The 16,286-nt window shown below is 42.8% G+C and carries 13 protein-coding genes and 1 pseudogene; 6 read left to right on the top strand and 8 right to left on the bottom strand.

The features are described from left to right. Positions 1-2: 2 nt before the first annotated feature. Together A9267_RS19415 and A9267_RS19410 are read right to left on the bottom strand one after the other, a co-directional pair. Positions 3-1,673 (bottom strand): amidohydrolase, encoded by a 1,671-nt coding sequence (locus A9267_RS19415; RefSeq protein WP_065110409.1) that lies wholly within the window; start codon positions 1,671-1,673, stop codon positions 3-5. A gap of 122 nt (positions 1,674-1,795) precedes the next feature. Further along, positions 1,796-2,440: a trimeric intracellular cation channel family protein gene (locus A9267_RS19410; RefSeq protein ID WP_065110408.1), complete on the bottom strand. Its 645-nt coding sequence runs from the start codon at positions 2,438-2,440 to the stop codon at positions 1,796-1,798. A gap of 412 nt (positions 2,441-2,852) precedes the next feature. Here A9267_RS19410 and A9267_RS19405 point away from each other — a divergent pair, with 412 nt between their 5' ends. Continuing rightward, the gene (locus A9267_RS19405; RefSeq protein ID WP_065110407.1) at positions 2,853-3,965 is read left to right on the top strand and encodes a linear amide C-N hydrolase; all 1,113 of its coding nucleotides are present in this window, start codon (positions 2,853-2,855) and stop codon (positions 3,963-3,965) included. 95 nt (positions 3,966-4,060) lie between these two features. Here A9267_RS19405 and A9267_RS19400 read toward each other — a convergent pair whose 3' ends face one another. Next, positions 4,061-4,948: a LysR family transcriptional regulator gene (locus A9267_RS19400; RefSeq protein WP_065110406.1), complete on the bottom strand. Its 888-nt coding sequence runs from the start codon at positions 4,946-4,948 to the stop codon at positions 4,061-4,063. A gap of 178 nt (positions 4,949-5,126) precedes the next feature. On the opposite strand from A9267_RS19400, the pseudogene A9267_RS19395 reads away from it, so the two are divergent. From A9267_RS19395 to A9267_RS19375, 5 genes and pseudogenes are all read left to right on the top strand, one after another. Continuing rightward, positions 5,127-5,477 (top strand): annotated as a pseudogene (locus A9267_RS19395) (PfkB family carbohydrate kinase); the annotation flags it as partial. 164 nt (positions 5,478-5,641) lie between these two features. Further along, positions 5,642-6,580, top strand: a complete 939-nt coding sequence (locus tag A9267_RS19390; protein ID WP_065110404.1) for a hypothetical protein — start codon at positions 5,642-5,644, stop codon at positions 6,578-6,580. A gap of 38 nt (positions 6,581-6,618) precedes the next feature. Then, positions 6,619-7,704 (top strand): DUF2157 domain-containing protein, encoded by a 1,086-nt coding sequence (locus A9267_RS19385; RefSeq protein WP_065110403.1) that lies wholly within the window; start codon positions 6,619-6,621, stop codon positions 7,702-7,704. Beyond that, complete coding sequence (locus A9267_RS19380; protein ID WP_065110402.1) at positions 7,701-8,831, top strand: DUF4401 domain-containing protein; 1,131 nt, start codon at positions 7,701-7,703, stop codon at positions 8,829-8,831. Before A9267_RS19385 ends, A9267_RS19380 begins: the two co-directional genes overlap by 4 nt. Beyond that, positions 8,824-9,564, top strand: a complete 741-nt coding sequence (locus A9267_RS19375; RefSeq protein ID WP_197495570.1) for a GDYXXLXY domain-containing protein — start codon at positions 8,824-8,826, stop codon at positions 9,562-9,564. The genes A9267_RS19380 and A9267_RS19375 overlap by 8 nt, the downstream gene beginning before the upstream one ends. 32 nt (positions 9,565-9,596) lie before the next feature. On the opposite strand, the gene A9267_RS19370 is transcribed toward A9267_RS19375, so the two are convergent. The 5 genes from A9267_RS19370 to A9267_RS19350 form a co-directional block, all read right to left on the bottom strand. After that, positions 9,597-10,298, bottom strand: coding sequence for a DUF1826 domain-containing protein (locus A9267_RS19370; protein ID WP_065110400.1), 702 nt, complete (start codon positions 10,296-10,298; stop codon positions 9,597-9,599). A gap of 151 nt (positions 10,299-10,449) precedes the next feature. Further along, positions 10,450-12,588 carry a TonB-dependent siderophore receptor gene (locus A9267_RS19365; RefSeq protein ID WP_065110399.1) on the bottom strand — a complete coding sequence of 713 codons (2,139 nt, stop codon included), beginning with the start codon at positions 12,586-12,588 and terminating at the stop codon, positions 10,450-10,452. 50 nt (positions 12,589-12,638) lie between these two features. Further along, positions 12,639-13,940 (bottom strand): DUF3526 domain-containing protein, encoded by a 1,302-nt coding sequence (locus A9267_RS19360; protein ID WP_065110398.1) that lies wholly within the window; start codon positions 13,938-13,940, stop codon positions 12,639-12,641. Further along, positions 13,940-15,361 carry an ABC transporter permease gene (locus A9267_RS19355; RefSeq protein ID WP_065110397.1) on the bottom strand — a complete coding sequence of 474 codons (1,422 nt, stop codon included), beginning with the start codon at positions 15,359-15,361 and terminating at the stop codon, positions 13,940-13,942. The genes A9267_RS19360 and A9267_RS19355 overlap by 1 nt, the downstream gene beginning before the upstream one ends. Continuing rightward, on the bottom strand, positions 15,361-16,071 hold the full coding sequence (locus A9267_RS19350) for an ABC transporter ATP-binding protein (RefSeq protein ID WP_231919228.1): 711 nt from the start codon (positions 16,069-16,071) through the stop codon (positions 15,361-15,363). The genes A9267_RS19355 and A9267_RS19350 overlap by 1 nt, the downstream gene beginning before the upstream one ends. Positions 16,072-16,286 lie beyond the last annotated feature (215 nt).

Below are 16,286 nucleotides of genomic sequence, written 5' to 3'. Positions count from 1 at the left end.
GATTATACTTCCTTAGCCTTGAATGGCGTACCGCCCATAACGGTGCCCCAAACGTTAATGTTTTCAATATGTTTAGGGTCAACCTCATATGGGTCTTCGTCTAATACAGTGAAGTCGGCAAACTTACCCTGTTCAAGGCTACCGATTTTATCTTCCATACCAAGTACATAAGCAGCATCGATGGTTACAGCACGTAATGCGCGATCAACACCAATCGCCTCATGAGGCGCAATAACGGTTTCACCATCTTCTGCAATACGCGTTACGGCACCAGAAACTGCGGAGAGTGGCTGCATCGGTACCACAACTTGTGGGTAATCTGAATGCATAGCAAACACTACACCTTCACGCTCAAGTGAGYCTAAACGAGCAACAGTTTCAGCGCGATCTGGGCCGTAAGCGTGTGTTCTGTGTAGAAGACTGCGATGATGGATAAAGTAGCTATTAACGCTAGCCACACCACCTAGTGCTTTAAGTCGACGGGCCTGCATTGGTGTCGTCATTGAATAATGCTCAATAGAGAATCGGTGATCGAATCGAGGCTGTACTTTTTGCAACGCATCAAGCGTGTTCAAGGTTATGTCAGTCGCAAGATCGCCATTGGCATGACAATGAAGCTGCATGCCAGCTTGCCAGTACGGAAGCATTAAATTAACGAGGTCATTGTCACCTTGCTCACCTTGTGAACCATCTAGGTAGCCTGGGAATCCGACCAAAGAACCTTGGAGTGGATAAGAACCATCAGAGAAGAATTTGACACCACGTATAAAGAACTTATCGCTTTCTAGACTTTGAAGTCGTTTGATTTCTTCGATTGCACCTTCAACACCATGCAACTTTGTCATTGAGGCACCATGCGGGGTGAGCCTCATGCGTACAGGAAAATTCATATCATTAGTCGCTGCTACATGGTCGTGCAACTCTTGCTTCTCATCTAATGTACCATATAGCAAATCAGCAATGGTCGTAATGCCAGCACGGTTGGCGATCGAAGACATGAAGTTCAAACCATCGATACCTCCCCCCGCTAAAACCTGATCTAATACAGGCGCCATGGCCATTTGTACGCCATCAGCTTCGTTTAAGATGCCTTTGAGTCGACCATCTGCGTATTTCTGAATATGAGGATTGTCAGAATCCGTCGGGACATTAGACAGCTTTAAACCCGCTGAATTCGTATATATATAGTGAGGTGCCCATGCTAGAAGATAGATAGGACGAGTTGTACTGATTTGATCGAGTATGTCTCTGTCTAAAGTGCCACCTTGTTTAGCTTCATCATAACCCCAAGCAACAATAGGTTTGGTTGGGTCAGTTTCTTCTTTATCCAATTTTCTTAGAGTTGCCAAGATACCTTCAACATCATTAATCGGTTCTTGAATACCAAAGCGACCAGGCCACTTGATAGGGCCAATAAAATGCAAAGCCATAAAGCCGGCAGACATCCAGCAGTGTGAATGCGCTTCGATAAAACCAGGCATGATGATGCGGTCTTTAAAGGTATCATCAATGGTGACATCGTAACGAGAGAGCCAAGGTTGCATTGATTCGATGGTGCCAGTAGAGAGTACGCGTCCATCGAGTACAGCGATTGCTTCAACTGTCGGTCGACCTGGGTCCATCGTGTGTATTTTTTTTGCGGTATATACGGTTACTGTATTGTTAGTAGACATTTATCTATCTCCGAGTGTGGATATTTAAGTTGAGTATGTTGTAAATCTTTTGATTTAATTGCCTGCCGTTCAATTAAATTCAGTTTTGATATATATAGTTGTGATTGAAGAATGAAATCACCTCACGGATACTTCCTTGATAATATCGCCCATTCAGGCACCGTGATTTGTTTACTAATTGAAAGGTGTCTTAGGTAAACAGAAAAAATAATGGATACTACTGTGCCTGTTGTTGTCCACTCAGGTGCAAAGGCTAAAAACAGCGTATATATCATGCAACCAAGTGTGATGGGGATAGCGTAAAGCTCTTTACTGAGTAGTAATGACGGTTTTTCCAGTAAAACATCTCTCACAATGCCACCACCTACCGCTGTAATCACCCCCAAAAGTATAGGGGCGACAGGTAGTCCAAAGTCTAAATTCCATGCTTTGTGTGTCCCCTGTATGGCAAAGAGAGAGGCGGCAATAGCATCAATGTAAAGGTAGAATGTGTTTATTCGCTTCATTTGCATAATGGGAAAGAAAAAGAAGCCGAAAATACTCGCAACGATACCTATGATGGCGTAGTAAACATCGATTGACCAAAAAACAGGGACATTAAGCGTCCAGTCTCTCATTGTTCCCCCACCAATTGCCGTCATTAATCCGAGAGCGATGACGGTAAATATATCGACTTTTTTATCTAAAGCCGCTAAGACAGCTGAAAGGGCGAAAGCAGCAGTACCAATAATAGTAATGAATTGAAGTAATAGTTCAGTAGTGGACATATTATGCTCATCATGTTGTGCGAATCGATTGATAAATTAAACTGGAACGCTATTACAGGATTTATCCATTTAATGCTGAATAGTACGAATAATGTTCTATTGAATTTTATGCATAATACAAGGTTATCTGAGGCACAATAAATCTTCATGGTATGGATCTGGCCTACCTTATCGAGTGCTTATTGTGCTCACGGGCTAGATTGTTTAGTTTTTCTTTTGCTGGAGAAAGAGGGGGTTCTTAATCAAGGTAGGGGTTGATCTAACCATGGGTAGTTTGAGAAAAGCTCACATCAGGCAATAATCAAAATCGTAGCGTTACATGGAAAAGTAACGAGTGGTGCGTCAGTTTTAATCGCTAGCACCTTCACGCCATTAAACATAGGGATCCTACAACTTGCTTGAGGAAATAACGATGAAATTGAAACCACTATTTTGTTCAATTGCCCTTTCCACAATGATGTTTGCCACCGTAGCCCCCGCAGATGCTTGTACTGGTATTCGCCTCGTTGCTGATAATGGTGCACCTGTCTTTGGTAGAACCATGGAATTTGGTAATGATGTGATTGAATTTAACTGGAAAACCTACCCACAAGGCTATCAGTTTAAAGGCCACACCTCTGAAGGGGCGAATGGCAAAGAATGGGCAGCTAAGTACGGATTTGTTGCGGCAATCCCATTTGAAGCGGAAGCAGTCACAGAAGGAGTCAATGAAGAAGGCCTTCAAGTTGGCTTATTCTTCTTCCAGCCATATAGCCAAGCTGAGTATCAACAGTATGATCCGAGCCTAGCACATGAATCCATTGGTGGTTGGCAGTTTGCAACGTATGTGTTGTCACAAGCAGCAAACGTAGAGGAAGCAAAGGCACTACTTAAGAGTGTGAAAGTTGTAGACTCTAACCTCTATCCAAGTGCCGAGGGCTGGGATTTTTCACCGCAAGCTCATATGGCTATCAATGATGCAGAGGGGAATGCCGCAGTGGTTCAATACGTGAATGGTGAGCTGCATATCTTCGATAATCCGCTTGGGACAATCACCAATGCGCCTCGTTTTGAGTGGCATCAAGAGAACCTAAAGCGCTATACCTCACTTCCAATCGATAAAGCTGCGCCACTTGGTGACGATGTACGCGATGTTGAGGCTGGTGGACTGGATATTGGAAACCTAGAAAACATTCCTGGAGAAATCACGTCTGCGAATCGTTTCGTTCGCGCTTCTATCTACAGTCAGACCGCTGATCGCTTTGCTGATGCTGACGAAGGTGTGCATTCGGTGTTTAATATCTTGAATAACTTTGATATGCCAAAGGGCGTGAAACAGTATCGCCATTCTGATGGAAAAGACTATTCACAGTTTGCACAATGGACAACCGTGAGCGATCTTCAAAACAAGAGGTTGTACATTCGTTCTTTCTACAGCCCGAGCGTAAAGATGGTCGATCTGAATGAGATTGATTTCACGGATGGTAAAGTCCATACCTTCGATATTCCGACCTCGTTCGAGTATGACAAGATTGAACTCGACTAATTATTGATAAATAAAAGAATAGCCTCACTATCGTTCTCTTTTCAATAACCACTATCAGAGACGCAGTGAGGCTTTCGTATTGTCAGGCTCACAATCTACTTAAAATATGGCGTTATAGACTCAATCAATGTGGTTTTGATTTGAGCAATTTGTATGGAATGCGGGCACCAAAGTGCCATGGGAATTAGCATCTCATTAAGCGCGCCAGAAAGTTCGATTTTCTGGATACTTTTTTGGTAACAAGAATGCTGCAGCGCCTCTTTGGGCAATATCGCCCAGCCGTGACCTTCACTCACCAGTTTGAGCAATAACGACATTTCACCAATCTGATCATGTTGCGACGATACTATCATTCGCGTTGCGAGGTCATCTTCAATAAATGCTTGCATGATCATTTGTTTAGACGACTGCATCGCAGGGTAGCGTGCGCTGTTTGGCAGGCTGTGTATTTCATGGTGATTGCCTGCGACAGGTATAAGTGAAATATGCCCTAAAAACGTCGAATCAATACTATGAATCATCTGAGCTTGATGAACATTCATCAAAGCAAAATGGATTTGTCCGCTTTGAATTCCCTGCTTGACTTCACTTTTGCTCCGCACCACAAAGTTGATACGCATGTTGGGAAAAGCGTCCGTGATGGTTTGATAGATGGTATTGAGAATACTTTGGGGAACAAAGCTACCATAGGCAATAGTTAGGGTTTCAAGTCCGGTACTTGCGAGGCTTATTGCCAGTTTATCGAGGGTTCTTGCCTGTTCCAATGCCTGCTTAGCATGATGATAAAGCAGTTTTCCTTCTTCGGTGATCTGTACAGAACGTGCTGAGCGGTCAAACAGGGTCACCCCCCAATGGATCTCCAAGTTCGTTATTACTTGGCCAACCGTCGTTCGATGTTTGTTGAGTTTGATTGCCGCTTTCTTGAACGACTTTAACTCATAAGCGGTGATAAATGTTTGCAGCTGTTCAAGGCTATATTGCATTTAGTGCGGCTCCTATAGACGCAGATTTAGAATAAAAGTCGCCATTATTCTTCACTCTATACTTTGGGGTCCTTTTCATCAATAGGAGGTACTAGATAAGGCCTTGGTAACGTCAAAACAATGGGTGTCTCTTTTGTTTAAAAGGGGGCTATTATTTTGATAATCAATAAACCCTACTAATGAAACTGAAGGACAAGCGCTTACGGGTACTGATACACACTCTGCCGCTCTTGCGGCGAACAAGTTGCATCAGTATGGCATTGACACGGTCATTATCACTCTAGGGAGTCAGGGCGCTTATGTCAGTGTGCAAACTGATTCTGAGCGATACAATCAACTAATAGCTGCTTTTCCTGTCACTGGAATTGATACCGTCGCTGCAGGTGACACGTTTAATGGCACATTAATGGTGGCATTAGATGAAGGGCTTAGCATGATTGAAGCGGTGAGCTTTGCCAACCAAGCATCGGCGATTACGGTGACTAGGCAAGGGGCGCAACGAGGTATTCCTTATCGAGCTGAGCTGTAACTAATTGATAAACTTAAATCGCTAAACTAATGTGCATATAAAGAATAAATGCTATTGTATTCAATCACATTTAAGGATTTGAATGTGATTGAATACAAAATGGTGTTGTAACAACATTTCAGCTTAATTGGGTTGATTAAGTTGTGTGTCAAGGATGAAAGTATATGAGTGGGTATGGAAACTATTGGAGTAACTCAAGTGATGTCATTATTAATGAGATCAAGGCTAAAGTCTTGGCTCGAGACTTTGAGCTCTATGGTATTAAAAGGCGAAATATTCCACCTCTTGGAATTGATTACCTTGAAGTATTAGATGGTGTTACTAAGCTCGATAGACTAGAAATTGAGCGTATTGCCAAAGAAGTGATCGCGACACATAAAAGAGGACCTACCCCTCCGCTCTCACTACAACAACAGCTTCAAGCAAGACAGAAAGATATTTGGCAACATCAAGAGCACCGATCATTTTCTGTTTTCTTAAAAGATTTCACTAAAGGCTTTTCTATTTACAAATTGCTTATTGTCTCTAGCTTACTGATACTTTTTGCTGTAACAGTGCAAGTTATGACCAATGGTTTGAGGTCAAAGCTTGTGAATAAAGAGCTGGAGGTCGAGATTCAACAAAGAATGAGCGAGCAGGAAAAGCATAAAGCTAACATTCTTGAAAACATGCAAAAGCAAATTGCAGCCCAAACCAAAACAATCAAGCTGAATTCTGAACAAGCGGAACTGAAGTCATTATTTCAAAGCCTAAACCGTCAAGTGTTAAGCGCTAGAAGAGATGTTGATAGATTTTATTATCAACATCAGCGTTTTCCAGAAAGTAATAAAGAAGCCAGTGCAATGTTAAATAGATTAAAGTCTGAAATTGGTGTCAGAGATGCGTTTATTTCTAGCCAGAAAGGCATTGTATTAGTGCTAGATTCGCAATTTGAATCAGGCACTGTTATTCATCACAAACCAAGTCAGTTTGGACAAGGTATACAATGGCGATGCGAGACAAATGCTGTAAAGGCTTTTCTTGAAAACCCAACGCAACATATTTGTAATCATAACCCTAGCATCAGAAGAATGACCCTCATTCCTGAAGTGTGGTCTGATTAATCAAATTTACCGCTATTGAAAATAAGAATGGATTCTATATGACCTCAAATCGTTCTCAAATGATTGAGTTGATCGAGCAGGATAAAATCGCTGAACATCACATCAATCAAGCGTTAAAGCTAAGTGGTGTCTCGCCAAGCACTCAAGGTTGGTTTCAATTTCTTAATCAATTACTCGCTTGGTTTGGCGGGTTAGCATTGATGTTTTCAGTGCTATTTTTTATTGCCTACAACTGGCAAGAGATGGGCAAGTTTGCCAAGTTTATGCTTGTTGAAGTGCTAATTGTTTTATCTGTTATTGGTTATTACTGGTTAGATAAAAAAGCGCGAAAAACTCAGCAAACTGAAGGCTCCGCTTTATCAGAACCCTCCAAGGCACCTTCTTCAATCGTAAGCCAATTTAAAGTCAACGATACTGTTGCCAAAATCCCTTTGTTAATGGCGTCGATTTTCTTCGGGGTATTATTGGCGTTATTTGGGCAGACATATCAAACAGGTGCCGATCCGTGGCAGTTATTTTTTAATTGGGCATTGCTGATTATTCCTTGGGTCATCATAGGTCGCTTAAGTGCATTGTGGATGGTATGGGTAGGCTTACTCAATTTAGCAGTACTACTATATTTTCTTGAGTTTGGCGGGGTAGGACTTTTTGGGCATCAAGACTTAAATGCGCTCTGGAGCGTCTTTAGTATCAATGCCATAGCACTATTGTGTTGGGAGTTTATGAGCCGCCGATATACTTGGTTAACTGTTCGCTGGGCACCAAGAGTATTAGCGTCAGTCAGTGGTTACAGTATTACTTGGCTGACATTGTTGGTTATCGTAGATGCCAATTATATAGGTGTAAGTCGCTATGACTTGAGTGGTGAAAACCTCGTTCCTGTTCTTGTGTGGCCAATATGGGTTGGCTTAATGTACATCGCCTATCGACGCTTTCGGCAGGATTTATTTATGCTAGCTGGCACCTTGTTATCGGCCAACATCATTATTATCAGCTTTTTAACGACGCACCTACTAAGTGATGTTCATGAGTTGGGCTTTTTGTTGATGTCGTTCACCACGATTGGAATGGCGGCGGGGTCGGCAATGTGGCTGCGAAATATCAATAAGGAGTGGCAATCATGAAGCAGTCACTCTCTAATACCAATAAGCCAATCCATGGGCTTTGGCAATTACTCATACAGCATCAATTGGTTATGGGAGAAGCGCCAGAAAAAACTGAAATTACATCACCTTGGTTTGTGAAGTTATTACTCGCAATAGCGGGCTGGTTTGCAGCATCATTCTTTTTAGGGTTTGTCGCATTGGGGTTAGAGTTTATCTTCGATGAAGATTCAGGCCCTTACATCATGGGAGCTGTGTTGGTGCTGGTGGCCTATGTATTACTTTTAAAAATTCGAAATGAGTTTTTAGAGCATCTTGCATTAGCGTTGAGTTTTTGCGGGCAAATATTATTGGTATATGGCTTTATTCAACATACTAACGATGACGTTAGTGGGTTAATGGCCACAGTGTTACAGCTTAGTTTATTGTTAATAATGCCGAATGATATTCATCGTTTTTGCTCAGCATTTATTGCAGGGTGCTGTTTGATGGTGACGTTAGCCTTGTTTCATCTGCCGTTTATTGGTGGCAGTGTGGTGCTGATGGTTGCGTGCTGGTTATTATTAAATGAGTTCAATCTATCAAAAAAACCAATGTTTGCCGGGTTATCACGTCATAAACGTCCCATTGCATATGGCTTGTTATTATCACAAGTTTTACAGTCTAGCTTAATGGCATTTCAATACCATTGGTATAAGGATATCGGCGCCTCGGTCAGTCAAGGGTTTTACACCGCTCCTTGGATGGGGAATGTACTATTGGCATTCGTGTCACTGTATGTGGCGCAAACGATACTGAGTCGTCATCCTGAATTATCCCAAAAACTGCGTTACTGGACATTCGCCGTTATCGTTATTATTTCGGTGCTATCGTTTGAAGCACCAGGAATTAACGTCGGTATCTTGTTGCTCATTTTAGGTTTTTCAGCCAGTAATTACTTATTAATGGGAGTAGGGATTACCGCTCTACTGAGCTTTATATCTGCTTACTATTACTTTTTACACTACACCCTTTTTGAAAAGTCGATAACCCTCGCCGTGATGGGATTAGTCCTGCTAGGTATGCGCTGGTTTTTACTTAAATCCAGTTGGCTTAACGGTGCAGAGGCGAGTATCAATAATGTTGCCAAGGAGTCGGCGAGTGAATAAGTTAATCCAATTGTTGAGTCATCATCAGACACGCTTACACAAAACCCTGTTATTTGGCACCTTAGTCATCATATTAGGGTTAGTGAATTGGCAAATTTATCAAAAAGAGCAACATCTTGCTCATGGCACCAAAGTTTATCTTGAGTTAGCTCCTGTTGATCCTCGCTCACTTATGCAGGGGGACTACATGGCGCTGCGGTTTAAAATCGCAGATGATATTCGTGCAGCATTAAAGCATGCTCAAGCGCAATCAATTGAAGCTGCGAAATCCAATCAAGGCGTTTCAGATACACAAAGTCACTCAGTCGCTAGCAGTGAAGAGCAAAACATTGAGATAACAAGTGAACAGTGGCAATCACTCCCCAATAGTGATGGTTATGTCATTGTCAAAATCGATGAAAATCATATCGCCCATTTTCAGGCTATTGCAGATGCTCCAGATGACGGCAAGAGTAATGCAAAAAACAGCGGTATAAACAGTGCTGAAGATAGCGAGCAAACTCTGAGTTCAAATCCGTTACGGATACAGTATCGAGTGAGGCAAGGGCAAATCAAATTTGCTACCAACGCTTTCTTCTTTCAAGAAGGTCACGCCAGTGTATATGAAGCCGCTGATTACGGTGAATTTCGAGTTAACAGTAATGGCGAGCCGCTATTAACGGCCATGTATGATGCCGACTTGAAGAAGCTTGAGTATCGAGAGGAAGGCGGCGAGCAAGAAAGTAACAACTGATAATAGATTGAACTTTGTTGATTCAGCTATATTTAGTTGATGAAGTCCAATGTTAACAAAAGCCTTTTTTCACCTTTAGTTGGGCTAGGTGAGCGATGGACTAATCCGCCGCCTTCATTATCAAACCAACCTTCGCCTTTTAATAACGCAACATCACCGACAGACAGTTGGTTGATATCTTCGATGGATTGCAAAAGACCTGACTCTTCGTCAGCAAGTCCTTGGCTACCGATGCCGAGTTTTGAACGGTCAATGACATTATTTTCAAGCCATTGTGTAGTGTTACCCGTAAAGGTACAGACCAGTCGAGAAGGGACTCTATCTACATGAAATTTAGGACACATAGCGCGATCAAGTGCCGTTAATCTTAGGCCAACTCTTTTAAGCTCGAAAAGGGTACAAAACATATCCACCAATAAGCTGATTTGATGGCAAATTACATGATTATTTTCAAAAAGGCTTAACTGCTCAGTTAAGTGTTGATATGACTCTTGTGGGGTTACAGTCATCACCGCTTTTAGGTGAGGTATTTCTGTCACTAACCTCTGTGCACAGCTGACAACATCATGACTAAGCTCTTGCTGCCAAATGGCAATATTCACTTCTTCACGGTAAATGTCAGTTAATACATTCGGGTTGTCTGAGGAGACCGCCAACCGGCTTTTGTGCATTTCAGGTTGGTGATGAATGGATGTTACAGGTTTATTGGCTGTCTCAGTTGCTGTTGTCATCATTATTTACCTCAAATGCTATGTGTTAATCACCCAAATAAAATGGGCTTTGCTGACAATGTAAATGCCATTAAGCCTTTAAAAGCCGGAATAAGAGCGCAATGTAATTAGGCTACTCACACCGGCTTACGGCCATCATTTATACAAGATGACGTTAGAATAAGTACTTCATGCTTGCTTTAAATGATCTAGGTTCGCCAGGCATAGTCCATGCTTCAGAATATGAGTTGGCGTAATACTCTTCATCAAGTAGATTATCGATGTTGAGGTTAAGCTCTAAATTTTCAGTCAATGTGACGTTGGCATATAGGTTCACCAAGGTGTAATTAGGCAGGTCGTAATCTTGCTCTAAAAAGTCACCTAATTGAGTGCCAACATATTGAACGACAAATCCGCCACTGCCTTCAAACCCACCAAATTCAACAAACTGACGTAGCATAAGGCTGCCACTGTGTTCAGGGACATTGCCTAAACGAGCACCTTCTTCAATGACATACCAATCCCATAGGGTTATTTCTTTGGCATTTTGCGCATCGATATAGGCGTACGACATCGACACTAACGTGCTATCGGTCAGCTCATAAGAAAGATCAAGCTCAAAGCCTTCACTTTCCGCTTTACCAATGGCTTCAGTGGTGCCATCACCATTAGGACTACTGGCTAGAATGTTGGCTTTCTCGGTTGAGAATAAGGCCGCAGTACCGCTGAAACCGAATTCTGCATAATCCCATTTCATGCCGATTTCGTAAGACTTACTTTCTTCAGGTTCGTGGCCATTACCATCGGCATCGGTGCCTGAGTTTGGACGTGCGCCTTCTGAGTAGCTGGTGTAAAGACGTGCTTCATCAGATAGCTCGTAAACTAAGCCCACACGAGGATTAAAGTAAGACTTTGAGGTGCTGGTTTTACGGTTATTGTCTAATCGATAAGTGATGTCTTGGCTGAAGTTGTCGTAGCGCATACCAAACATGACTTTCCAGTCTTTAGACAAATCAATTTGGTCTTGGAAGTAAATCCCTTGACCACTTTGTTCTTCTAAATCAGACGTGTTGTCTATCATGTCTGGCAAGGCGTCGCGATACACAGGGTTATCGTAGTCGATGGCGTAATACTCAGGGGCACTTTCAGGGCTACCAGCTGGCGCCGTGTTATGGCGATAGCGTAAAATAAGACGCTCTAGCTCATATTCGTAAGCATCAGCACCAATTAACAAGTTATGCTGTAAGCCGAATAAATCAGCTGAACCACTGAACTCGAAACGAGCCGATAAATCTTCGGCATCAAAATCACGATAGCGGCGCTGACGGACAATGTAGTTGCCATCGGCATCGTACCAACGTGGTTCTGTTGCGCTGCCTTCAAATGATGATGTGCGGTAGCTGAGACCCGCATTAATGGCCCAATCACCCGCTAAATCATGTTGTAGTTGCAGCTGGTGTCCCATAGCATTAATTTCTACAGGCCCGTCTGCTGGTTCACCGTAAAAATTTGATGCTGAGAAATCTTTACCTTCAACAACCACAACACCTCGATCCATTGGGGTTTGTTGATCTAAGTATTCAAGCTCGTAGCTGAGAATCGTATCATCACTTAATTGGTATAAAAATGAGGGTGTTAAAACCGTTTTGTTACTTTCAACGGTGTCACGATAGCTTTCAGCATCTTCATAAGCACCGTTAACTCTAAATGCTAAGTCGTCAGTTAATCCTGTCGTGAAGTCAGCTTCAGCACGATAAGTGTTAAAGCTACCTGCAGTCAGTTTGATATAACCTTGTTGGTCAAACTGAGGTTTTTTCGTGATGATATTGACGGTACCGCCAGGCTCACCACGACCATACAATGCAGAGCTTGGTCCTTTAAGCACTTCCATCACTTCCACGTTAGACATATCGCGATTGCCGCTAAAGCCGCGACCAGCACTAAAGCCGTTAATCAGATAGGCCGAAGGCAGGTTTTCATCTCCAGCAAAACCACGAATGGCGAACATGTCCCACAGTCCGCCAAAGTCGTTTTGTCTGGTTACGCCACTCACTAATGCCAATGAATCTTGAAGACCTGTAATGCCAGTTAATTCCAATGTTTCAAAGGATATAGTGGAGATAGATTGAGGGAGATCTTTTTCTTGAACGTTACCGCGGTACGCATTACGAAGACCTGTCACTTCAATGACTTCAACATCCTCTTTAACGGTCGCCGTTGTATCAGCGGCGTGAGCAAGCATTGGCGTTGATAAAGCGATACTGATACACAGACTCAAAGGTGTGATCTGCTGTTTGAAGGTGTGGCGTTTCATGTTAACTATTTTCCTTGTTATTCACTTGAGTTAGCAACTCGATCTAGCCACTAAAATGAGTGGCTAGATTTAGTGGCTTTATATATTTTCAGGGGGGTAAATTTCGGTAAGCCTGACATCGTGTCTAGGCTAAACTCATCGTCGCTAAACAACAGTGGGTAATAAAAGTGACGTAACCTTTGATGGTATTGGCGCACACTTTGCTCGTACCTCATTGACGCTTGTGTGTCTGTGCCTGCGATTGATGACATTAATCTTTGTGCCAGCATCGGCGGTGACAGAAGCGCAAAACGACCCGCGAGTGCATCTTTTTCTAATGTGGCATTAAGGTAAGCGTTAGATAACTCACTGGCTTTCTCATCACCCACTTGTTGGAATGCGTAGTACCATTTCCACTCAAATAATGAATCCATTTGAGTGCTATCTTTCCATTTAGGATGATTCACTAAAAAGGCATCCCAAGTATCGGACATCGGTAGATCCCAAGCATCATTGACAGCTTCGCGCTGGGTTAATACGATTTCGCCACCATTAGGACTATGCACCATCTCATCAATGGCCATATCACTGACAACAGGCACTAACACGGTAACGGTTAGCCAAGCTGCAAGTAACACTGAAGCGGTTTGGGCAGAGCTTTGTTTTGAGGCTGTTTTACTGGCAGTAAAGGCTAGGGTTAATAACATCCAAAATACCAGATGGGCGAGTACGACCAGTATCATGAGCAGTGCGGATGTCAGTGGCGCCTTAAAGAACAATACACCGACAATAAAGGGTAATAAGACGGCGATAGCCAACGCACTACACAGAACAAAGGCACGTGATAACCACAGATTTTGCTGTTTTCTTGCTGTCGTGATCAGTAAGTCGTAACGACCTGCTTCACGTTCAGATGAGCGCAGATCGTGCAGTAATAAAATCACAAATAGCGGTAGCAACACACTCACCAGAAAAGCAAAATCAAACTTGCCTAAAAAAGACAGCTCTGGATTGTCTACATCGGTTTCATAGATTTGTCCTTCCAAAGCCAACATACGTACGCGATGCTTCCACGGGTAAATATCTCGCTGCCCTAATGCAGCAAAGGCAATCTCTGAAGGGGCTGAGTAGGTCAGTTGAAAGGTGTAATAGGCTGCACTGCCGTAATCAGACTGTTTTGACAGGACATCTTCACGGTCTATTTGATCTTTTTGCTGCAGTCGCTCAATCGTAGTTAATTGTGATTGTGTTTCACTGATCCCTGACCATACGGAAAAAACAGCTAGCAAAAACACAATGCTCAAAAATGCAATAACATAACGCTGTTTTGCAACAAAGTGCGCTTCTCTTTTTAGGTTTGAAAATACATTCATTAACGTATCCTCCTTACTGCGATTCTCAAGTAAAGCCCTACACCTATCGCCCAAAACAATAATTGCAGAACATAAGCTGTACTGCGTTCTAGTCTGGTTGTCGCTGCGTCAGGTTCGAATGAAAATGAAGATAAAACTTGCCAGTTATCAGCATCGACTCGAGCGATGTCATCATCGGTATAACGATTCATATCGTCTTCATAACTCAACGCATCTTGATGAACTTGGTTAAGTGACTGAACAAAGTCGAAACGTAATTTTTCGGCTTCACGAAGAAAACGATGATGAGTTTCTAGGCTGGTGCCCGATATCATCATAGAAAAAGAACGGATTGCTGTGGTGGGCGTTAACCAACCAAATTGTCTTGCGATTTGGGCTTGTGAAAGCTCTTCATCCATGCGTTTTTCTGCAAACTCATTCAACAAGTCAGTGAGTTTTTTCTCTGAGTATTGCGATACCGCACCGCGAAAATTAATCGGTAGATCTTCGATGTTATCGACGTCATATTTTTCCAGTAAGTTCTTCTTTAGCTGCTCAAATGCAGGATCTGCAGCATCATGGCCGTTACCGAGTTTTCTTAATTCTTCTAAAACAGCAAAGTCTGCTTCCAATTTCCCTGGTGAAGGGGCTATGGCCGCAGCGCTTGAGCTGCCAATGCGAGGAATTAAAATACACAGCACTATCCACAGACAGGCTAACGTGGCGAAGCTGGCACTGTTTTTAGAACTTAGCGCCGAAACGGCTAAAACAATGCCACTCCAAACTAAGATATAAAGCACGTAACCGGCAACGAAAGCACTGGTGATCATGATTGACTCACCGTTCACTGTCGCCCAAATAGCGGCAATAATCAGCGGCAGTAACATCAATAGTCCACTGCTGACTAAGGCAATATATTTACCTATGAGCAAGTGCCATAAGTTGATGCCTTGGGTAATCATGATATCGAGAGTACCGGCTTCTTTTTCGCGGGTGATACTGGCATAACCAATCATGATGATGAACAGTGGCACCAGCACTTGCAGCAAAAAGCTTGGGGTTAAGCTGCTAAAGCGGGTCATGCCCGATGCCTGACGTTGGTCAGAAAACATGGCGCTGTTTTGACGATGTCCCTCAAGGAAAATAGATGTCCCAGTAAATGCATCAACACCTGGCTCAATGATGCTCAGTGTAGAAGGGGTACGAAATACATAATGACCGTAATGCACCATACGGTGCGGGTGTCTATCAGGTTGTTCTAAAAACCGAGATTCAGAGGTGTGCTGTAAATGCTCACGCTCGTGCGTGGCGTGTTGCATTTCATTGGTGTTAACTATTGCAGATACAATAGTCAGTAAGGTACCGATGATGATAATGGTTGCTGCAAGCTTAGTTCTGTGCCAAAAACGCCATTCATCACGTGTAATTTGATTAATGGCCATTATCTTCTGTATCTCGCTGAAAAGGCTGAATGAACTTCTTCTGTATCGATGTGGGCGTTGTCACCACGCTCAAACATGCCAACAATTTTTCCGTTATCTAATAAGCCAATGCGGTGGGCAATTTGGCAAGCACCATAAACATCATGAGTCACCATAAATACGGTAGCGCCTTCATTGGCGAGAGTGGCAATCAGTTGGTTGAACTCGTCGATGGCATTAGGATCTAAACCTGAGGTAGGTTCATCAAGGAATAATACTGGCGCCTCGCGCAATAGCGCCAAGGCAATGGCTGTCTTTTGACGCATGCCCTTTGAATAATGCGCCATATTTCGATGCCACGCATTCTTTTGCAGTGCCACTCGTGTGAGAGCTTGTTCGATTTCTGATTCGGCGCGAGATATATCAGCTAGAGACAGAAAATACTTAATATTTTCAAAACCGGTTAGGTGACCGTATAACATAACTGATTCAGGTAGATAGGCGACTTTACTGCGAATGCTATCTATGTCTTTTTCAACAGACATTCCCATTACCGTTGCAGATCCGCTGGCTGGGGAAATTGTTCCCAAAAAGGTTTTAAGAGCAGTGGATTTACCAGCACCATTGCCGCCAAGCAGGGCAAATACTTCGCCTTCACCTATTTTAAAGTTCACATCGTCAAGGACATTTTGCTCTGAAAAACGCACACTCAGGGAGGAGGCTACAACCATTTCTTTTTGCATTAACTGTCTCTACATTTTTGTGTTTAAATTCACCTAAATTATTCACTTTAGGTTCTTGGAGTCCAAAACATAACAGTTATGTTACAACATATCATTTATGTTGTAAATTTACTGTTTATTGAACATTATTGAATCATCTTGAGCGCATAAGCAGGTTTTATAGGGACCGATACAACGAGGTTTGTGGTTGATAACGACTTATT

It is taken from the genome of Shewanella sp. UCD-FRSSP16_17 (assembly GCF_001675935.1).
GTDB classification, from domain to species: Bacteria; Pseudomonadota; Gammaproteobacteria; order Enterobacterales; family Shewanellaceae; genus Shewanella; species Shewanella japonica.
The sequence above is the reverse complement of the archived record's forward strand: the minus strand, read 5'-3'. Positions and strand labels throughout refer to the sequence as shown.